Raw genomic sequence first — 18,705 nt, forward strand, 5'->3', positions numbered from 1 at the left:
GGCCGCTGGCCGGCAACCTCATCCAGCTTTCAGGCATCTCCCTGCCTCCAACAAGGCCCGCCCCGACACTCAAGCCCATTCGTCCGATCCACCATGGGCCATGAGCAGCCATCGCCTACGCCTGGGCCGTCATTCGATCATCGACCAGGCCTACGTTCTGACCACAACGACGCATCAGCGTCGCCGGCTCTTTGCAAGCAAAGCCACCGCCGGTTGCGTGATCGATCAATTCCACTACATCGAGCAACGAGGGCTTGCACGGTCGCTGGCCTGGGTGGTGATGCCGGATCACGTGCATTGGATGCTGGAGCTGACGTCTGCGAACCTGGCCGATGTTGCGCGCCGGCTCAAGTCCTTCAGCTCGCTGGCATTGAACCGGCTGGCCGATCGTCGGGGTGTGGTATGGCAGTCCGGCTATTACGACCACGCGCTGAGGGCCGCGGAGTCGCTTGAGCGGCAGGCCCTGTACATCATGGGGAATCCGATCAGGGCCGGGCTTGCCGAAGCGATCGGGGAGTATCCGTTTGCATGGTCGGCTTGGCTGTGATGCCGGCCAGCGGCCGGCACTACCGAGGGAGGGCAGGTGATTGTAGGTAGTGCCGGCCGCTGGCCGGCAACCTCATCCGGTATTCCGGTATCTCCCTAGACCACGCCGTGAGGGCCGACCGAAGCGATCGGGGAGTATCCGTTTGCATGGTCGGTTTGGTTTGATGCCGGCCAGCGGCCGGCACTACCGAGGAAGGGCGGGTGACTGCAGGTAGTGCCGGCCGCTGGCCGGCAGAATCAGTCAAATTTCCGGGATCTTCTTTTGACCACGCGGCGAGGGGCGGACCGGAGCGATCGGGGAGTATCCGTTTGCTGTGATGCCGGCCAGCGGCCGGCACTACCGGGAGATGGCGGGTGAATCCTGGTGGGCGGTCAGGGCAGGGTCAGGCGGTACACCAGTACGCGGTTGTCGTTGTCGTAGGCGCTGTCGCATACCTCGCCCTGCATGCGGCAATGACGGGCGATGAAGTCGTTGTCGTTGCCGATCAGCAGCAGCACATCGTTCGCATGCTGCGGGTCCAGCGCCGGCAGCAGGTCCATCGCCTCCCACTTCTCCGACAGCAGGCCGTCGTGCGGGCCGCGCCGGGTTTCCAGATCCAGCCCGGCTCGCGCCAGCTGCGGTCGGTCGAGCAGGTTCAGCAGTTCGTCGCTGCGCGCGGGCATGATCTCCGGCTTCAACGCGGTGCCGGTCGGGTCGGCCAGCAGCGATGTGGTGGCGGTTTCATACGGGGAGCCGGCCAGGTTGCTGGCACCGGCCACATCCACCAGCAGCACCGACTTGTAGACGATCGGATCATCGCTGTCCTTGCCCAGGCCATTGCCATCGCGGGCCAGCAGCAGGAAGCGGTGCGCGTCCAAGGCGCGTAGTTCGCTCTGCGCGGCGGTGCGGTCCAGTTTGCCGTTGCCGTCGTGGGCGTAGGCCGGAAGGGCCATCACGTAATGGCCGATCGGCTGCTGCGGCGTAGGCGAGGACGTCACGTCGTAGACCAGCACGCGGGTATTGATGCGGCCTGCGGCATTACCTTGTGCGCTGTCCTGCATCGTCGCGCTCTGCAGGGCCACGAACAGCCGGCTGCCATCGGGCGAAAAGCCCATGCCTTCCACGCCCTGGTTGTTGCGGCGCCCGCTCTGCGGTGGGGCCAGCGAGCCGAACGCCGGCTTGCCATCGCGCTGCGGCCTGATCGCCGGCGGTGCCACGATCACGCCCTGCAGCTGGCCCTGTGCATCGAAGTAGTAGACGTTGGCGGTGTACTCATCGCCGATGTAGAAATGGCCGTCTGCGGTGAATTGCAGCGATTCCGCATCCAGCGAGACCTTGCCCGCACCGGGGCCGTTGGCCGGCGAGGGCAGCACCACCTCGCGCTGGGTGATCGTGTGGTCGCCCGGGTCGGCGCCAGTGAATGGCTGACCGTTGAAGTCCTTCAGCACAACGCCCTTGTCCGGCACCATCGTCAGCCTACCCAGCGCACCGGCCTTGCCCTGCGTCGTGTCGATACGCAGCTGCATGCGCTCCACGCGGCCGGCGTAGTCGTAGAACAAGCCGGCCTCGGGATCGTTGCGGCCACGGTCGGGCAGGGTCCACAGCACGCCCTCGTAGCCGTTGGCGGTACGTTTCCAGGTGCCGGGCTGTACCGCCAGCGACGAGAACGAGCCCAGCGTGTCGCCGAGGAAGTCGAGCGTGCCCGCCGGCAGTCGCCCGGCTGCAACCAGGCCTTTGTCCACATAGGTGCGACCGCCCAGCTGCAGGGCGCGCGGCGGCGCGCCGCTGGCCTCATGCGGGGCGGAGTATCCGCTGGCCGACAATGTGGCCAGCAGCAGGGCGGTTGCGAGCATCAGTGGACTCCCGGCCGTCGATCAGAAGCGAAGGTCTAGGGTACCGAACACCTGGCGCGGTGCCGACGCATGGAACACGTACAGCTTGCCGGCCGGATCGCTCGGTGCGAACACGCTCGAATCCAGGTTGCTGGCGTAGCGCTTGTTGGTCAGGTTGGTCACATTGAACGACAGACGCACGCCCTTGGCTAAGCTGAACTGGCCGAAGTCATAACCACCGGCCAGATCGAACAGGGTGAAGCCACCGAAGCCCTGGTCATTGGTATAGGTGTAGAAGCGCTCGCCGGTGTACTTGCCACGCAGGCTGGCGAACCAGCCGTTGTCGCGCCAGGTGATCTCGGTGGCCAGCAGCTGCTTGGGGGTATCGGTCTGGATCTTGCCCTTGATCTGCTGTTCGACGCCGGCCTGCACGTAGTTCGACGCATAGGTCGAACGGTTCAGCGAGGCCGAGGTGTACCAGCTGAAGTGCTCGTTCGGGGTCCACAGCACGGTCAGCTCGGCGCCACGGCTGTCGACGCCGCCCACGTTGTAGAAGCGGTTGCCGCAGGTCGGGCCGACCGGCTGCCGCGAGTCGCAGGGGTTGTACTGCAGAAGGCGGTTGTCGAAGCGTACGTTGTAGGCGGCGATCGAGGCCTGCAGGGTGTCGGTGACGAAGCGGTAGCCCGCTTCCAGAGAGCGCGATTCTTCCGGCTTCAGGTTGCCCTGCGCGTTCCAGGTGGCCTGGCTGACCGCCTGCGGGCCCAGCTTGAAGCCGCCCTGGAACATGGCGATGTTTTCGGCGTAGCTGGCGAACACTTCGTGATGCTCGGCCAGGCGCAAGTTGGCACCCACGCTCGGCAGGAAATCCTTGCTGGCCTTCAGCGAGCCGGTGGCGAACTGATTGTTGGAGGTCGGCGAGATCGGCGTCTTCGCATCGCCTGGCAGCGCCTGCGCGTCGGAGGTGGCATGCGGGCTCTTGGCGCCGAATTCCAGGGTCAGGCGATCATCGAGCACGCGCCAGGTGTCCTTCAGGAAGAACTGATGGGTCTTCCAACGCGTGCGCTGGGCGAACACGCCGACATCGGAGGGCAGGGTGTTCATGCCGCTGAGGTCGCGCGGGCCGTCCACGGCGGTCTGGTAGCGTTCGGCGCTGCTGGTGTTGCGCTCGTACCAGACGCCACCCTCGATGCGGTGCGCGCCCAGTTCCCAATCGAACGACAGCGTGCCGCCATCGCGGTCGATGGTATAGATCGTGTTGCGGAAGATGATCGGGATTTCCTGCGCGGTGCCCTTGTTCGACCACGCGCCGCTGTTCCAGTTGTGGCCTTCGCCGCGGTCGTCATGGTGGTAGGCCAGGGCCCGCAGGCTGAAACCATCGGCCAGGAAGAAGTCACCGGCCAGGTAGTAGAGGTTGTCATCGCGCAGGATCTGTCCGGCGGTGAAGGCGCCGTCGGCATCCTTGTCCGGGCCGCTGTTGTCGCACTTTTTCGCATTGAAGCTGGCGGTATTGCAGTAGGCCTTGGCCACCGCCTTGTTCCAGTCCGGCGCGTAGCCGCCCCAGTCCCAGCCCAGTCCGCGCGACATCTCGTCCTTGGACAAATAGAAGTAGTCGGCCTGGGTGGTGCGCGACGTATCGACGAAACCGGTGATCTGGCCGCGGCCGAAGTTCCACACGCCCTTGCCATTGAACTGCCTGGTGATGGATTGGTTGTAGGCGGTCTGGTCGTTCCACAGGTCCGAGACCGCGTTCATGCCAGAGACGTAGCCGGAGAAACCGTTGTACTCGCCACTGTCCACGCGCACGAAGGTGCGGCGGTTGGCATCGCTGCCGAAGGTCTGCACCACGCGCCCGCCGAGTTCCTGCGCCGGGCGGTCGGAGGTATAGGAGATCGTGCCGCCGAGATTGCTGGTGGACGGCGTACCGAGGCTGCCGATGCCCACCGCCAGTTCGGCGCCGGCCATGTTCTCGCTGATCAGTGCACGGTTGATGGTCAGGCCGTTGTAGTTGTTGTATGCGCCATCGCCCAGTGGCACGCCGTCCAGGGTGTAACCCAGGCGGGTGGAGTTGAAGCCGCGCAGGCTGAGGGTCATCGACTGCTCATTGGTGCCCAGCGCATCGGCCGACTGCGCGTTGACGCCCGGCAGCAGGTTCAGGGTCTTCTGCAGGCTGGTGCCTGGCGGCAGGATGTCGAGGTTCTCGCGGGTGATGCGCTGCACCTGGCGCGCTTCGCCGCTGCCGATCACTGAGACGGCGTCCAGTTCAGTAGCGGAGGTGCTGCTGGAGGTCGGGGCAGCATCCTGCGCCCAGGCCGCGGGGGCAAGCGCAATGGACAGCGCAGCGGCCAACAAAGTCTTGGTCATGTTACCGACACTCAGGCAGGCAAGAGCCACCGCGTGGGTGCGGAGCTCATGGAGTTCAAAAGGGGAGACAGCCGATGCGACCGGCAGCGCTGCAGGCGCCGTGGGCCAACGTGAAAATGGTGCGCTAGACAGATGACTGTCTGGTGACATGTTCATCCGTTGCGAGGGCTGACCTGTAGAGCCGAGCCCATGCTCGGCTGTCTCTGGCCTGAGCCGAGCATGGCTCGGCTCTACAATGGCACGCGACGGCACTACCCCTTCGGCGTCTGGCGCGGCTTGCGCGTGCGCTTGGGCTTGGCGGTATCAGCGCCGCTGGCGGCGCCGTCCTGCAGCGCCTGCAACCACGACAGGGTGTCGACGTAATCGATGAAATGCCGCAGGTAACCGGGGCTGGTCGCCTGCATCGTGTCCAGCATGCGCTGCACCAGCACCGCCGAATTCAGCGGGCCGCCGTCGGCCGGGGCTTCGGCGCGCAGCGAGCGACGCACCTGCAGTTCGCTGCGCAGCTCGGACCATTCGCGCTGTGCCTGCGCCAGCATCGGCACCTGCGGGTAATGCGCCAAGGCGCGCGATCCCGCATCGAGATCGCGTACCAGGGCGCGCAGGTCTTCCAATGCGGGCGGCTTACTTGCCATCCGGCGCCTTTGGCTTGGGAATCGGCGCGATCTCGACGCGGCGGTTGCGTGCGCGGCCGTCCTCGCTGGCGTTGGAACTGACCGGCTGCTCGCTGCCGAACGCGGCGGCAAACACGGCGTCGGCGGGTACGCCGTCGGCAATCAGGGTGCGGGTCACGGTCAGCGAGCGCTGCGCGGAGAGCTCCCAGTTGTCAGCGAAGCGGCGATTGCCTTCGCGCACCGGTGCGTCATCGGTGAAGCCGCTGACCATCAGGATCTCCTCGCGGCTGCCCAGGTAAGCGGCCAGCGGAGCGGCCAGGCTGCGCAGCAGTTCCTGGCCTTCCGGCTGCAGCTGATCCGAGTTCAATGCGAACAGCACGCTGCCGCTGATGCCGATGCGGCCATCAACCAGGGTCACACGGCCGGCGGCGAGCGGGCCGGCCAGTGCCTGTTCCAGGGTCTGCAGGCGCTTGGCTTCGGCCTGGCGCTGCTTCACTTCCTGGTCCAGCCGCTGCGACAGTTCCAGCTGCACGGCCACCACGCCGACCAGGATCAGCACGAATGCGCCCAGCAGCACCGACATCAGGTCGCCGAAGGCGGCCCAGATCGGGGCGTGCGAGCCGCCATCGACCTCCAGCTCGTCGCTCATGCGCTGCCGGCCTTGCCGCGGCGCGTGGCCAGCTGTTGCAACTCTTCCATCACCTGCTTCTGCGACAGCAGGCTCAGGTCGACCACCTCGCGTGCCTGTGCCACGTAGTAGGCCAGCTGTTCGTCGCTGCGCGCCAGCGAGGCGTCCAGCGCACCGCCGATCAGTTCAAGGCGGCTGGAAAGCTCGGTGGAGGCGCTGCCGAACTGCGCAACCGCTTCACCGAAGGCGCCAGCCAGCTGGCCCACGTCGCCGGCGCTGCCGCTGAGTGCTGCGGCGATGCCATCAAGCTTGCCGGTCTCGGCGGCGATATGGTCGGTGAAGCGGTTGCCGACGCGTTCCAGCAGCTCGGCCGAACCGCCGACCAGCGCGTCCACCGCGGTGCGCTGTTCGTGCGAGGCGTGGTTGATCGCATCAAGCAGGGTCTGCACGGTAGCCAGCAGGCGGCCGCGTTCTTCCAGCATCGCGTTGTCGCGCACCAGGCTTTCCGACAGCGTGCTGCGCAGTTCATTGATGACGTCGGCGGCGGCCTTCGGCGCTTCGGCGGCAGTCTGCAGCAGGGTGGAGACTTCGGCGAGGGTGGCGTTGGCCTGCGCGCGGCCGTTGTCGCCGATCTGCTGCGCGGTCGCTGCCAGGGTGTCGCAGACCTGCTGCTGCTGGGTGGCCAGATCGCGGGAAATGGCTTGCAATGCGTCGCTCCAGTGTTGCAGGCGCTGCTCATCGCCGGCCTGCAACTGCGAATGCAGCGTGGCGTGCGCCTGCTGCAGTTCGGCGCTGACCGCGTCCCAGCGCGCCTGGCGCTGTTGTTCACGGCGGTCCAGGCTGGCCTGCAGCTCGGCATGTGCGGTCGCGGCGGCGGCCTGCGCGGCCTGCCAGTCCTGCGAGCGCCGCTGCTCGTGGTCCTGCAGCAGCGACTGGCTGGCGGCATGGCGTTCGTCCAGTGCCTGCAGCAGCGCCTGCGCACGCTCGTCCAGCTGCTCGCTGGCGGCCAGCAGGGCCTGTTGCTGGCGTTCGACCAGCGCGCTGTTCAGCGCCTGCTGCTGCTCGGCGGCACTGCGCCAGGCCTCGGCGTTGCCGCTGGCATCGGCCTGCAGGCGCTCGCCGAGGCGCGCGACCAGTGCGTCGGCCTGCGTGCGTTGGCTCTCGCTGAAGCCCTGCAGGTGCTGCCGCAGATCGCTGACCAGCGTCTGCTGCGCCTGGGTCTGTTCGCCCACGACCTTGGCCCAGCTGGCTTCGGTGGCCACGCGGCTGCGCTCGAAGCCATCGGCCAGCCCGGCCAGCTGTGCCTGCACGGCCTGCTCGACACGGGCGTGCAGCGCTTCGCCATGGTGAGCCAGGCCGGCCAGCGTGGTTTCGGCCATCGGCTGCAGCGCCCCACCGATGGCGGCGGCGCTGGCTTCGGCACCTTCGCGCAGCGACTGCTGCAACGACAGCGCGAGGCGTTCCTGCAGCGCCTGGCTCTGGGTCAGGAACTCGGCCTGGCCGGCCAGCAGGCGCTCGTTGGCGGCCGTGCTGTGCTGTTCAAAGGTTTGGGTCATCGCCTGCACGCGGTCCACCAGCGCCGGCAACGCAGCGGACTGCGCCTGCAGCAGGCGCAGCGATTCGGCGCGCTGCCAGGCCTGCGAGTACGGATGCAGGTCGCCGGCAATGGCGCGGTCCAGCTGCTGCACGGCCTGCAGGCGGTCGCGGCGCAGCAGGGCGGCCAGCAGGCCGAGCATGGCCGAGCTGGCGACACCCGCAATCGAAGTGCCGAACGCCACCGCCAGGCCCTGCACCGGCGAGGCCAGCGAGCCACGGATGGCGGCCATGTCGGTCGCGCTCTGCAGGGCAAGGCCGGTGCCGCGCAGGGTATCCATCATGCCCAGCAGGGTGCCGAGCATGCCCAGCAGCACCAGCAGGCCGACCAGGTACGGGGTCAGAACCGGTGCAGGCAGGGCGGTGCGCTCGCCCTCCACGCGCAGGCGCACGGCGTTGCGCAGGCCCACCGGCACGCGCTCCAGCCAGGGGGCCAGGCTTTCCCGCGCAGCGGAAAGATCACTCAGTGCACTGCGCAGGCCGTTGCTGGCCTGGCGATAGCGGTACAGCTCCACGCCGCCGGCGATGTAGCAGGCCGCGATGATCGCCGCCACCGCCGCACCCAGGGGATGCACCGACACATAGCCAATGCCGATCCAGCACACGGCCAGCAGGCCGACAAGGAAGACAACGACATGGAAAGCAGTTCTGGACATGGTGTTCCGGTCAGTGGGAGCGCAGGGCGTCTTGCAGCCCTTCGATCGGGTGGAAGCGCAGTTGCAGCTCGGCAAGCAGCAGCGTGCGCATGTCGTGGCGGAAGGCCGCACGCCAGCCGGGCTGGCCGTGCACGCGCTCGAAACGGGCGCCGAGCACGGCCGGCGCGGTGGCCAGCAGGCTGTGTTCGCGCGGGGTGAGGGTCTGCTCCATCACCGCGTCGACTTCGGCCAGCCGGGCCTGTTCCGGCGACGCCTGTACCAGCTGGTCGCGCAGGCGCCCGCGCAGGCGCCCGGTGGCGGTCTGGATGGCCTGCTGCAGCACCCGGTAGCGCTGCCGCAGCGAAGCGAAGTTGGGCGCGGCGGCGGCCTCGGCCAGGTCAAGCAGGCGCTCGGCCTCGGCATCCTCGCTGATTGAGGCGCGCAGGCTGGCCTGGGCCTGGGCGCAGTCGGCCAGCACATCCTCGACCGCCTCGGTGGCCTCGCCGGGCTCGGGCAGGCGTCCGCCGAGGGCCCCGGACAGGGCCACGGCGCGGCTCCAGTCCACCCACTGGCCGAGGCGATCGGTCAGGGCGGGACTGCTGGCCGGCATCGCGCCGTCGCTGAGACGGGCGAGCAGGCGGAGGAACTCCGGTCCACCCAGGACCGGCTGCGCTGCGTTCGCCATCAAGGGGTGAGGGGCCAAAAACCGTTGATTTTACAACCAGATGACCCCGGCTGGATGAAGGGGCGTCGGCAAGGCAGCACCCGCAGGCGCGACAAGGCTTAGAATGACCGGCTGCACCCACCCGTTCGACCCTTGGAGTACCCCATGACTGTTGCGCAGTTCTATCCGATCGGCACCCCCGGACAGCCCTGGGGCGATGCGGAACGCGCACAGTGGCGGGCCCGCCAGCAGCGCCAGCGCAGCTACCACGACGACGTGGTGGCGGCCCTTGAGCGCCTGGACGACAGCGTCTTCGACGTGATCCAGTATGGCCAGCTGGACTATGCCCCGGACCACTACCCGCTGTTTGCCGTGGTCAACCACGACTGGAACCCGGCCCTGCCGGCCGTGCTGATTACCGGCGGCGTGCATGGCTACGAGACCAGCGGCGTGCATGGTGCCCTGCAGTTCCTGGAACAGCAGGCCGAGCGCTACCTGGGCCGGCTCAACCTGATCGTGGCGCCGTGCGTCAGCCCCTGGGGCTACGAGCGCATCCAGCGCTGGAACCCGGATGCGATCGATCCGAACCGCAGCTTCCGTGACGGTGGCCTGATCGAAGAGGCCGCCGCGCTGATGCGCTGGGTGGCCGAGCGCAAGCCGAACCTGCTGGTGCACCTGGACCTGCACGAGACCACCGACAGCGACCTGCACGAGTTCGACCCGGCACGCTGTGCCCGCGACGGCAAGCCGTTCGAGCGCGACACCATTCCCGATGGCTTCTACGTGATCGGCAACAGCGAAGATCCGCAGGCCGAGTTCCAGAAGGCGCTGATCGCGGCGGTCGCGCCGGTCACCCACATCGCCCCGGCCGATGCCGAGGGCAACCTGGTCGGCCTGCCGTTGCAGTCGCCGGGCGTGGTATGGGGCGAGTCGCGTTCGATCGGCGCCTGCGCCGGCTTCACCGACGCGCGCTTTGCCACCACCACCGAGGTCTACCCGGACAGCCCGCGTACCAGCCCGCAGGAATGCAACGACGCCCAGGTGGCGGCGGTGTGTGCGGGCCTGGATTTCGCCCTGGCCGCGCAGTAAGCCATTGCCGCATCGGTAGCGCCAGGCGATGCCCGGCGTGTATGTGGTCTAGCCCAGCAGAATCACGCCCCACACTGCGCCGACCATCAGCAGTCCGGTGGTCTGCGCGGCGCTGCCCATGTCCTTGGCGTTCTTGGAAAGCGGGTGATGATCGAGCGAGATGCGGTCGACCACCGCTTCGATCGCTGAATTGAGCAGCTCCACCAGCAGGCTGATGAAACACACGGCCAGCACCACCGCGCGTTCGACGGTGCTGATGTCGAGCACAAAGGCGGCGACCATCAACAGTGCGTGCAGCAGCAACAGCTGGCGGAACGCGGCTTCGCCACGGAAGGTGGCGATGAAGCCGTCGCGTGAGTGGATCAGCGTGTGCAGGATGCGGGCAAGCCCGGTCCTGCCGTGCGGGTACTTGCCGCTGTCCCTGGGATGAGGGGGCTGCATGCCGACCTTGCGATGAATGACCTCGCACCAGCATGGACAGGCGTGCGTCGGGAAATCGTCGGATGGCCGCAGGCCGTTTACCCGGCCGGGCTGCGCGAATCGCGGATCGAGTACACCACCGAGAAGATCTTCCAGCCCTGTTCGGTGCGGATCAGCTGCCACAGCTCCTTGCCCCAGTTGGTCTTCTCGCCGTCGTCATGGAAGCTGTAGTCGAAGGACACCGAAGCCACGTCACCATCGGTTTCGATCTTTGTATTGAAGAATTTTTCCTCCCTCGGCTTCGGCGACGCGACGGCGCCGTCGATCAGCGCGATGAAGTTGTTGGCGGGAATCTGCCGTGCCTTGATCGCATCGGGCTTGCCCTTGCGGATGTCCTGCAGGCGCACGTCCTCGGACACGAACTGCCAGCCGATGTCTTCCGGCTTGTCCGAGAAGAACAGGCCCATGTAGGTCGGCTTGTCCTTGTTGATCAGCGAGGTGCGGAAGGACTCCACGACCTGCTCGATGGCGTGGATATCCGCAGGCGCATTCTGTGCGGCGTAGGCGGGCAGGCAGACGGAAAGGCAGAGAGCAAGGGTGGCGAAGCGCGCATATTTACTGGGCATCGGCATGTCCATACTGATGAGGACGGGTATGCAGGCGCATCAACATGGACAGGTGCGCCTGCGCATCCGTGCACCAGATGAAGCGATTGCCGGCGCACGCTAGCACGGAGGCCTGGTCCGGAACAGTGTGGCTTCAACAGTGCCGGCGCGTTGACGTCGGGCGCGGCGTGCAGGGATGATGGGTGCCTGCGTTGCAAGGAGGCAACTGTCCAGGATGATGTGGGAGCCGGAAGCTCCCTGTCGGTTGGCTGTCTGGTTGCACTGGCCCTCACACCGGGAAACCGACGCAAGCGCATGCGTAACCACCGACCTTTCATCTTCGTTGCGTGCCTGGCCTTGGCGGCGCTGTGCATTGTGGGGGGAGTGCTGGTGCTGGTCTATGGTATGGGCCCGGGCAGTACGCGATGTGGAAGGCTGTGTGGGATTGGATTTGCCATCAGCCAGTACTTCGGTTGGCGGGCCTACGAAGTGGCTTCGGCGATGGCGATGTTTGGTGGTGCATTGCTGGCTGGGCGTACCGCTCTGTCCGAAGGACTGAGCACGCAACCTGCCCCGAAGCGGGGGCGCAAGCGGGGCAAGAAGAGGCGATCCCGGCGCTGAGGCCCGGTTCCGCCGGGCCTGGATGTACCAGCGTCGCCACAACGGTTGCCGGTGCAACGGCCAACAGGAGGAAGGCATGCGGTTGATTCTGGCAATGATGCTGGCGGTGTCGGCAGGCCCGGCGATGGCGATGGCGGCGGCAACGCCGCAGCAGTTCGACAGCCACATGCTGAGCGATCCGGTGCTGGGTGAAATCGGCTGGCATCTTGACAACGTCAATGCGGAGCAGAAGGGGCCTCTGGTGGTGTGGCTACCCGGCTCCGGGGCGTTCCCGCACTTCCAGCAGTTCAGCGACGGCCGCCGGGGAACCAGTTTCCCGCGCGATCTGTTCGCATTCCGCGATCGCGCGCATTTCCTGCTGGTCGACAAGCCTGGCATCCCGTTCTCGGCGGACATGCGCCTGGAGCCGGCCAAGGGGCGACCGGTTCCGCTGGATGGCCCCGCCTACCGTGCTGGTCTCTCGCGCGACAGCCTGATCGCGCGCACGGTGCTGGCCATTGCTGCGGCACGTCGCGCCCTTGGGGACAGGGTCGACCAGATCGTGATCATTGGCGGCTCCGAAGGCGCGCAGTACGTCTTTGCGGTGGCGGGCCTGGCACGCGCGGACAAGGCCGTGGGGTGGGGCGGGTTGGCGTTGCCGCAGTATCACGATTTCATCATCGAGCAACGGCTGCGTGCCGAACGTGGCGAGATCTCCCGCGCCCAGGCGCAGGCATCCGTCGAGGGGGTCTTCGCCGCCATCAAGGCGATCCATGCCGATCCGCTTGGGCTGGAGCAGGCCTTCATGGGTGAGACCAACCGGCGCTGGTCCGGGTTCGGTACGCATGCGGTGGTGGATGACATGCTGGCACTCGAGATCCCGCTGCTGCTGGTGCAGGGCGGCGATGACGACAAGGCGCCGATTATCAACACCGACTTCGCGATGGTCGCCTTCCTCTCCCGTGGCCGCAGCAATCTGGATTACTGGGTGTACCCAGAGGCCGACCACGGGATGCGGGTGCCCGATCCACTGCAGCCGGGCAAGCGCGTTTCTATTGCGCCGGGAATCCGGCCCCGTGTCTAGGAGTGGCTGAGCAAGGAGAGCCCGTGAGAAGCGTTAACCGCCCTGAGACTGTGCCTCGGCAGCTATCCTGATCGCTTCGAGCTTCAGGAAATTCGGTTGATAGGGCTCGAACGCATTGCTGCCATCTGGGTAGTAGTAGATCGTCTTGTTGCCTTTGGCTTTGACCTTGGGGGCCACGGATCGGGTAAGGAACTGCGGATGTAGAACGGGTTCGAAATGCACGCTGCGCGCATTCTCTGTTGCATAAATTACCAAGTGAGGGCTGCGGCTTGTGAGGGCGATTGTCTTGATATGGCCCCCTGGGAACCGTTCGCTCAACCAAGGGTAATAGTCCCTGCGGATCGACAGGTCGCGATCCACTTTGGACTCGCGCCGGCCATAAGGCGAACCCATCGAATCAAATCTTACGGTGATCCTGCCCCCCCAACCCTGAGTTACACCTTCACCAAACGCGGAGGGGGTTGCATATTGCACGCCAAAATCCACACTGATGAGCCGCCAGTGACAGGCCCCGCCGCCATCAATGGCAAGCGTCGCTTTGTAGATGTCCGTGTCTGCAAGGCGCACAGGTTGTAGAACCAGTCGCGTATAGTTGTCGCGCGTGTAACGCTCTCCATCCAGCATCGAATAAAAGGTCGACGTGCAGGTCGTTGAGCGGTAGACCACCTTCATGTCGGCGGCAACCAGCTCGTTGGGTACCTTGACCGTGACGCTGACCATTCCCGCGTCTGTGGTGGGCGACAGGCTGTAGTCTCTGGTGTGACTACAGCCCATGAGTAGCAGCAGTGCGAGCAGGGACGCAGGCGTTCGTGTCATCGTCATTCTCTTGCAGTACACGTGGCGGGCAGACGCTGGCTGCGGTCAGCAGCAATGTGGCTCATCTGCTGGCATTGGCACACACCGATACGCTCCGCACCCTGACGGAACCACTCGCGGCTTCCTTGATACTGAAGTCGGCTGAGTAGTATCCAATCTGCGAGATGCTCCACAACCTTCCTCCTCGGCTGATTCTGAAGTAGTAGCCATTGTTCGTTTCAAGCCTCAGGGGGCGGCTGTTCACGCCCCGTGGTTCGAGTTGGTAGCCCTCGGGCACCGAGCCATAGGGGAAGCACTGTCCTGGCCCGAGCCTGATGGGCCTGGCGCCTTCTTTCAGGCGAATGCTCCACATTCCCGGCGGGAATGACTGGCTCTCCATCAAGAGTACGCTGGACACTGCGAACGACCGCGGCGCGTCCTTCGGCAGGCAGATCGCGGGAGTGCCATTGATCAGCGCGATCTCGGCCCGTCCTTCCACGAGTTGAGTCGCATGTGCAGTGCCAATGGCCATCCAGCAGGCGGCTGCAACAAGTGAAGTGCGGAAGTACTTGAGCATGGGCATTGCGGTTTGATCACTCCATCCCGGCAACCAATATGGGCGAGGACTGCCGCCTGGGTAACAGGGCAGCCCCGGCGGTATTGTCCGGCAGGTAACCGGAAGGACTGCAGGTTCTGACGCAAAAGGCCCGCGCGCCTCCGCATAGTGCAGACGACCTCGTCTTCAGGCGGTGCGGGCGCGCGGGCAAATCGCGGCAATTGCGACATGTTGCATTGGGGGCTGGCTGCTAGGGGTCGGGCTGCAACCGCACCACCGCCTGCGCACCCAGTGCCAGGGCCGCCTGTTTCAGTCCTTCCATCACGCGGTCGCCCACGTACTGGTCGGGTTCGCCGTTCTGCCGGGTGCGCTCGGCGGCCAACAGCAGTTCGTGCACCACGCGCAGGCCAGCCAATGCGCAGTCGGCGTCGGCCAGCGCCAGCCGGCGCCCGGGCAGCAGGTAGCGTTCCGGCCACGGTTGGCCGTCGGCGGCCGCACCGAAGCGGATGCGGTTCAGATGGCCAAGGAAGGTATTGCTGTCAGCGGGCGTTGCGGGGGCGGCTGATGGGTCCGCGTCGGCCGGGTGGTGGCTGGCGCGCGGATAGGGCAGGTCCGGTTCGTTCATGGCAAGGCTCCGTGCAAGGCAATCGGTAGCCGCCACCCGGAGGGTGGCGGGCGGTACGTGGTTCGAATCCGGGTTGGTCCCAAGCCGGTGGGCGCGAACGCCCCCAACGCACCGCCCGCCATGGCCGGCAGACGGATTGCCAGCCGGTGTCACGGAACGTGGACGCCGGCTGGCAAGCGCAAATCACTCAGGACCAACTCGGGATTCGAAACCCGGCCACCCGTTTTCGGTGGCGTGCCATCTGAACCCCCGATGCGGTCCCATGCCCATCAGGAGAGTTGCAAAATGGTTCTGATTGAAGACGCGTTTGGCATTGTTCCACACTGTTGAGTGCTGACAGCACTGGCTGGCGCAGGCATCCCTGTGTGCTCGGGTATCTGCGACAGGTGTCGTGATCGTGGCGGACGGTGCGGCGGCCCAGCCGAGTCGATAGCGACAAAGCATCCCAATTCAGCCGGGTGCTCCCCGGGTTGACGCTTTCGACGCCCCAGCGCACTCTGCGCACTGGGGTCGACAACCCGTTCAGGGGGCAGGCTGCAGGGTGGTGCCAGGAGGTGGAACAGCCATGAGCCAACTCACCGACAGCTTCGGACGCAGCTTCCCGTACCTGCGCTTGTCGCTTACCGAGGCCTGCAACTTCCGTTGCAGCTACTGCCTGCCCGACGGTTACCAGCCCGACGGCCGCCCGCGCTTCCTGCAGGTGGATGAAATCGCGCGCCTGGTACGTGCGTTTGCCGCGCTGGGCATGAGCAAGATCCGCCTGACTGGCGGTGAGCCAAGCCTGCGCAAGGATCTGGACGAGATCATTGCTACCGTGGCGACGGTGCCGGGCATCGCCAAGGTGGCCATCACCACCAATGGCACGCTGCTGCCGCGGCGCCTGCCGGGCTGGCACCGGGCCGGGCTGACTGCGTTGAACGTGAGCATGGACAGCCTGCAGCGCGAGCGCTTCACAGCCATCACCGGGCATGACCGGTTGCCGGAAATCGAGCAGGGCCTGGCGCTGGCGCAGGCACTGGGCCTGCCGTCGATCAAGCTCAATGCGGTGCTGCTGCGTGGCCTGAATGATGATGAGTTGCCGCAGTGGATGGACTACCTGCGCGAGCGCCCCTTCAGCGTGCGCTTCATCGAACTGATGCGCACCGGCGACAACGAGGCCTATTTCCAGCGGCATCACCTGCGCGCCGACGTGGTGATCGAGCAGCTGCTGGCGGCCGGCTGGCACGAACGACCGCGCGCGGCCGACGCCGGCCCGGCGCGCGAGTTCGGCCATCCGGGCCATCGCGGCTGCATTGGCATCATCGCGCCGTATTCGCGTGACTTCTGCAAGGGCTGCAACCGCCTGCGGGTGACCGCCAAGGGTGACCTGCGGCTGTGCCTGTTCGGTGAGTTCGGCGTGCCGCTGCGGCCGCTGCTGCAGAACGACGATGACCATGACGCGCTGCTGGCGCGCATCACCACCCAGCTTGGCCTGAAGGCGGCCGGGCATGGCCTGCACCAGGGCCAGACCGGGTTGACCCCGCATCTGGCCTCCATCGGAGGATGAGCAACACGATGAGTGGGGAATGGAATGCGGCGTTTCACATGGCCGATGTGCGCAACAAGCGCATCACCCGCCGCCGCGCGGTGGCAGTGGGCGAACTGCATGCCGGGCCGGTGGCGTATCCGCTGATTGTCGAGCGCCGCCTGCCCAAGGGCGATGCGCTGGTGATGGCCGAGATTGCCGGCCTGCAGGGCGCCAAGATGGCCTCGATGCTGATGCCGCTGTGCCACCCGTTGCCGCTGGAACTGGTGCAGGTGTTCTGCGCGCCGGTGCCGGAACGGCAGGCGATCCGCGTGTGGTGCGAGTGCGCCAGCGAGGCGCGCACCGGCGTGGAGATGGAGGCGCTGGCCGGGGTCAACGCGGCGCTGCTGACGCTGTATGACCTGAGCAAGCCGATGGAACCGGCGCTGCGCATCGAAGGCATCCGCCTGCTGTTCAAGGAGGGTGGAAAACGCGGCGTCTGGCTGCACCCCGAGGGCATGGACGAGGCCGAGCGCGCGCGTTTCAAGCCGCGCGCGCCGAAGGGCCTTGAGCGAGCCAGGTGCGCGGTGATCACCCTGAGCGACCGCGCCGCCGATGGCACCTATGAAGATGTATCCGGCCCGACGCTGGTGACCGGCCTGCAGAAGATGGGCGGAGAAGTGGTGGCGAACGAAGTGCTGCCCGATGGCATCGAGCCGTTGGCCAGCCGATTGCAGGCGCTGGCGGGCCAGGGCGTGCGCCTGTGCCTGTGCACCGGCGGCACTGGTCTGGGCCCACGTGACCTGACCCCGGAGGCGCTGCGTTCGTTGAACGCGCGGCCGGTGCATGGCCTGGCGCAGATGGTGCGCGCGCTGAGTGCGCAGCACACGCCGATGGCCTGGCTGAGCCGTGCCGAGGTGGTGCAGCTGGGTGGCATGCTGGTGTTCGCGCTGCCGGGCAGCCCGAAGGCGGCGGCACAGTGCCTGGACATCCTGGCGCCGGTGCTCGGTCACGCACTGGCGATGGTCGATGGCGGTGGCCACGCCGATGGGAGCGCGGCATGATTGCCTACAGTGAAGCGTTGCAGCATCTGCTGGACGCGGCCACGCCGCTGCCGGCCGAGCACCTGCCGTTGCATGAGGCGGCGGGCCGCATCCTGGCCAGTGACATCCACAGTGCGCAGTCGCTGCCGCCGTTCGACAACTCGGCAATGGATGGCTTTGCGCTGCGCGCCGAAGGCCGGGTGTTCGAGCCGGGTACCGAATTTGCGGTGCAGGGCTGGCAGGCCGCCGGTGATGCCAGCGCCGAAGGCGGCGAGGGTGCCTGGGAAATCATGACCGGTGCACGCATGCCGTCCGGGTTGGATACGGTGGTGCCGGTCGAGAATGTGCAGATCCTTGCAAGCGAAGCGGGCCGACCGACCCGCATCGCACTGACCTCAACGGTGAAGCCGGGCCAGAACGTGCGCCTGCGCGGCCAGGATGTGAGTGCAGGTGATCGCGTGCTGCAGGCGGGGCAGACGCTGGATATCAATGCCCGCACGCTGCTGCACGCGCTCGGCGTGGGCCAGGTGGCGGTGGTGGCGCAGCCGCAGGCGGCGGTGATCGCCACCGGCAAGGAGCTGGTGACCGAAGCGGCGCAGGCGCTGGAATCGGGCCAGATTCGTGACAGCAACCGGCCCTACCTGGTCGGTCGCCTGCAGGCGGCCGGTGCTGCGGTGGTCTGGCAGGGCACGGTGGGCGACGACGAGGCCACCTTCAATACGGTGCTGGATGAGGCGCTGGGCGCTGGCGCGCAGCTGCTGATCAGTACCGGCGCGGTTTCGGCCGGTCGCTACGACTTCATTCCCGATGCGTTGCGTGGGCGTGGCGCACGCATCGTCTTCCACAAGGTGGCGATCCGTCCGGGCAAGCCGCTGCTGTTTGCGGTGCTGCCCAATGGCGCGCTGTACTTCGGCCTGCCGGGCAACCCGGTATCGGCGGCCGTGGGCCAACGCTTCTTCGTCGAGCCGGTGCTGCGCCGCCTGTTGGGGCTGGCCCCGGAAACGGTGTTGCAGCTGCCGCTGCAGGCCGACGTGCGCAAGCCGCCGGGTCTGCGCTTCCACGCGCGGGCGCGGGTGGAGGTGGATGCACAGGGGCGGTTGAGTGCGCGCGTGCTGTCCGGGCAGGAATCGTTCCGCTTGATGTCCATGCTGCAGGCCAATGCCTGGGTGGTGCTGGAGGCTGACGGTGACCTGGCCCGCGCCGGCACTTACGTGCGTGTGCAGGGCTGGGGCCACCACGAACCGGTGCGGCTGGTAGGCCAGGAGTCGTGATGAAACAGGTGACAGTGCAGTTGTTCGGTGCGTTTTCCGATCTGGACGCCCGGCGCGAGATTGCGGTGGACGTGAGCGGTGGCACCGTGGCCGATCTGCGCCAGGCACTGCGTGAACTGCTGCCGGTGCGCTGGCCAGCGTTTCGCGCCGGCCTGCTGGATTATTCGGCGTTCGCCGACCAGCAACGCGTGCTGCGCGACCACGAGGCGCTGCCCGACGATGGCCGAGTGGCGATCCTGCCTCCGGTCAGTGGGGGCTGA

The 18,705-nt window shown here is 66.7% G+C and carries 17 protein-coding genes and 1 pseudogene; 7 read left to right on the plus strand and 11 right to left on the minus strand.

Annotated features, from left to right (window positions below):
* Positions 1 to 100 precede the first annotated feature (100 nt).
* On the plus strand, positions 101 to 547 hold the full coding sequence (locus tag AC5YGJ_RS03265; RefSeq protein WP_496185696.1) for an REP-associated tyrosine transposase: 447 nt from the start codon (positions 101 to 103) through the stop codon (positions 545 to 547).
* Between the two features lie 371 nt (positions 548 to 918).
* Here AC5YGJ_RS03265 and AC5YGJ_RS03270 read toward each other — a convergent pair whose 3' ends face one another.
* From AC5YGJ_RS03270 to AC5YGJ_RS03295, 6 genes and pseudogenes are all read right to left on the minus strand, one after another.
* A complete protein-coding gene (locus AC5YGJ_RS03270) occupies positions 919 to 2,379 on the minus strand; it encodes an esterase-like activity of phytase family protein (RefSeq protein ID WP_496185697.1) in 1,461 nt (486 codons plus the stop codon).
* A gap of 21 nt (positions 2,380 to 2,400) precedes the next feature.
* Entirely contained in the window at positions 2,401 to 4,719 is a 2,319-nt protein-coding gene (locus AC5YGJ_RS03275; RefSeq protein ID WP_496185698.1) for a TonB-dependent receptor, read from the minus strand.
* A 251-nt stretch (positions 4,720 to 4,970) separates the two neighbouring features.
* Positions 4,971 to 5,366: pseudogene (locus AC5YGJ_RS03280) on the minus strand (DUF2894 domain-containing protein); the annotation flags it as partial.
* Positions 5,344 to 5,982, minus strand: coding sequence for an OmpA family protein (locus AC5YGJ_RS03285; RefSeq protein ID WP_049457422.1), 639 nt, complete (start codon positions 5,980 to 5,982; stop codon positions 5,344 to 5,346). The gene AC5YGJ_RS03285 and the pseudogene AC5YGJ_RS03280, both read right to left, overlap by 23 nt.
* Positions 5,979 to 8,210: a DUF802 domain-containing protein gene (locus AC5YGJ_RS03290; protein ID WP_496185699.1), complete on the minus strand. Its 2,232-nt coding sequence runs from the start codon at positions 8,208 to 8,210 to the stop codon at positions 5,979 to 5,981. The genes AC5YGJ_RS03285 and AC5YGJ_RS03290 overlap by 4 nt, the downstream gene beginning before the upstream one ends.
* 10 nt (positions 8,211 to 8,220) lie before the next feature.
* Complete coding sequence (locus tag AC5YGJ_RS03295) at positions 8,221 to 8,874, minus strand: DUF3348 family protein (protein ID WP_249843815.1); 654 nt, start codon at positions 8,872 to 8,874, stop codon at positions 8,221 to 8,223.
* 144 nt (positions 8,875 to 9,018) lie between these two features.
* Here AC5YGJ_RS03295 and AC5YGJ_RS03300 point away from each other — a divergent pair, with 144 nt between their 5' ends.
* A complete protein-coding gene (locus tag AC5YGJ_RS03300) occupies positions 9,019 to 9,942 on the plus strand; it encodes a M14 family metallopeptidase (protein WP_249843816.1) in 924 nt (307 codons plus the stop codon).
* 48 nt (positions 9,943 to 9,990) lie between these two features.
* Here the strand turns inward: AC5YGJ_RS03300 and AC5YGJ_RS03305 are convergent, their stop codons facing one another.
* Positions 9,991 to 10,383, minus strand: coding sequence for a diacylglycerol kinase (locus AC5YGJ_RS03305; RefSeq protein WP_496185700.1), 393 nt, complete (start codon positions 10,381 to 10,383; stop codon positions 9,991 to 9,993).
* 77 nt (positions 10,384 to 10,460) lie between these two features.
* Entirely contained in the window at positions 10,461 to 10,988 is a 528-nt protein-coding gene (locus AC5YGJ_RS03310; RefSeq protein ID WP_496185701.1) for a Cif family virulence factor, read from the minus strand.
* Positions 10,989 to 11,664: 676 nt separating this feature from the next.
* On the opposite strand from AC5YGJ_RS03310, the gene AC5YGJ_RS03315 reads away from it, so the two are divergent.
* Positions 11,665 to 12,651: a hypothetical protein gene (locus tag AC5YGJ_RS03315; protein WP_496185702.1), complete on the plus strand. Its 987-nt coding sequence runs from the start codon at positions 11,665 to 11,667 to the stop codon at positions 12,649 to 12,651.
* Positions 12,652 to 12,684: 33 nt separating this feature from the next.
* Here the strand turns inward: AC5YGJ_RS03315 and AC5YGJ_RS03320 are convergent, their stop codons facing one another.
* From AC5YGJ_RS03320 to AC5YGJ_RS03330, 3 genes are all read right to left on the minus strand, one after another.
* On the minus strand, positions 12,685 to 13,467 hold the full coding sequence (locus AC5YGJ_RS03320; RefSeq protein ID WP_496185703.1) for a hypothetical protein: 783 nt from the start codon (positions 13,465 to 13,467) through the stop codon (positions 12,685 to 12,687).
* A gap of 61 nt (positions 13,468 to 13,528) precedes the next feature.
* Entirely contained in the window at positions 13,529 to 14,023 is a 495-nt protein-coding gene (locus AC5YGJ_RS03325) for a hypothetical protein (RefSeq protein ID WP_496185704.1), read from the minus strand.
* Positions 14,024 to 14,252: 229 nt separating this feature from the next.
* A complete protein-coding gene (locus AC5YGJ_RS03330; RefSeq protein ID WP_496185705.1) occupies positions 14,253 to 14,627 on the minus strand; it encodes a hypothetical protein in 375 nt (124 codons plus the stop codon).
* Between the two features lie 565 nt (positions 14,628 to 15,192).
* Here AC5YGJ_RS03330 and moaA point away from each other — a divergent pair.
* The 4 genes from moaA to AC5YGJ_RS03350 are packed head-to-tail and all read left to right on the plus strand — an operon-like array spanning position 15,193 to position 18,705.
* Positions 15,193 to 16,173, plus strand: a complete 981-nt coding sequence (gene moaA, locus AC5YGJ_RS03335; protein WP_496185706.1) for a GTP 3',8-cyclase MoaA — start codon at positions 15,193 to 15,195, stop codon at positions 16,171 to 16,173.
* An 8-nt stretch (positions 16,174 to 16,181) separates the two neighbouring features.
* A complete protein-coding gene (moaCB, locus tag AC5YGJ_RS03340) occupies positions 16,182 to 17,195 on the plus strand; it encodes a bifunctional molybdenum cofactor biosynthesis protein MoaC/MoaB (protein WP_496185940.1) in 1,014 nt (337 codons plus the stop codon).
* Complete coding sequence (locus tag AC5YGJ_RS03345) at positions 17,192 to 18,445, plus strand: molybdopterin molybdotransferase MoeA (protein ID WP_496185707.1); 1,254 nt, start codon at positions 17,192 to 17,194, stop codon at positions 18,443 to 18,445. The genes moaCB and AC5YGJ_RS03345 overlap by 4 nt, the downstream gene beginning before the upstream one ends.
* Entirely contained in the window at positions 18,445 to 18,705 is a 261-nt protein-coding gene (locus tag AC5YGJ_RS03350) for a MoaD/ThiS family protein (RefSeq protein ID WP_249843826.1), read from the plus strand. The genes AC5YGJ_RS03345 and AC5YGJ_RS03350 overlap by 1 nt, the downstream gene beginning before the upstream one ends.

The sequence above is a fragment of the Stenotrophomonas sp. CS3K5 genome (assembly GCF_059515225.1).

Excerpts from the sequence above, each read along its gene's own strand:
- moaCB (WP_496185940.1), top strand. The coding sequence starts at position 16,182 with ATGAGTGGGGAATGGAATGCGGCGTTTCACATGGCCGATGTGCGCAAC.
- moaA (WP_496185706.1), top strand. The coding sequence starts at position 15,193 with ATGAGCCAACTCACCGACAGCTTCGGACGCAGCTTCCCGTACCTGCGC.
- AC5YGJ_RS03305 (WP_496185700.1), bottom strand. The coding sequence starts at position 10,383 with ATGCAGCCCCCTCATCCCAGGGACAGCGGCAAGTACCCGCACGGCAGG.
- AC5YGJ_RS03330 (WP_496185705.1), bottom strand. The coding sequence starts at position 14,627 with ATGAACGAACCGGACCTGCCCTATCCGCGCGCCAGCCACCACCCGGCC.
- AC5YGJ_RS03325 (WP_496185704.1), bottom strand. The coding sequence starts at position 14,023 with ATGCTCAAGTACTTCCGCACTTCACTTGTTGCAGCCGCCTGCTGGATG.
- AC5YGJ_RS03295 (WP_249843815.1), bottom strand. The coding sequence starts at position 8,874 with ATGGCGAACGCAGCGCAGCCGGTCCTGGGTGGACCGGAGTTCCTCCGC.
- AC5YGJ_RS03345 (WP_496185707.1), top strand. The coding sequence starts at position 17,192 with ATGATTGCCTACAGTGAAGCGTTGCAGCATCTGCTGGACGCGGCCACG.
- AC5YGJ_RS03315 (WP_496185702.1), top strand. The coding sequence starts at position 11,665 with ATGCGGTTGATTCTGGCAATGATGCTGGCGGTGTCGGCAGGCCCGGCG.
- AC5YGJ_RS03270 (WP_496185697.1), bottom strand. The coding sequence starts at position 2,379 with ATGCTCGCAACCGCCCTGCTGCTGGCCACATTGTCGGCCAGCGGATAC.
- AC5YGJ_RS03290 (WP_496185699.1), bottom strand. The coding sequence starts at position 8,210 with ATGTCCAGAACTGCTTTCCATGTCGTTGTCTTCCTTGTCGGCCTGCTG.
- AC5YGJ_RS03350 (WP_249843826.1), top strand. The coding sequence starts at position 18,445 with ATGAAACAGGTGACAGTGCAGTTGTTCGGTGCGTTTTCCGATCTGGAC.
- AC5YGJ_RS03300 (WP_249843816.1), top strand. The coding sequence starts at position 9,019 with ATGACTGTTGCGCAGTTCTATCCGATCGGCACCCCCGGACAGCCCTGG.
- AC5YGJ_RS03285 (WP_049457422.1), bottom strand. The coding sequence starts at position 5,982 with ATGAGCGACGAGCTGGAGGTCGATGGCGGCTCGCACGCCCCGATCTGG.
- AC5YGJ_RS03275 (WP_496185698.1), bottom strand. The coding sequence starts at position 4,719 with ATGACCAAGACTTTGTTGGCCGCTGCGCTGTCCATTGCGCTTGCCCCC.
- AC5YGJ_RS03310 (WP_496185701.1), bottom strand. The coding sequence starts at position 10,988 with ATGCCCAGTAAATATGCGCGCTTCGCCACCCTTGCTCTCTGCCTTTCC.
- AC5YGJ_RS03320 (WP_496185703.1), bottom strand. The coding sequence starts at position 13,467 with ATGACACGAACGCCTGCGTCCCTGCTCGCACTGCTGCTACTCATGGGC.
- AC5YGJ_RS03265 (WP_496185696.1), top strand. The coding sequence starts at position 101 with ATGAGCAGCCATCGCCTACGCCTGGGCCGTCATTCGATCATCGACCAG.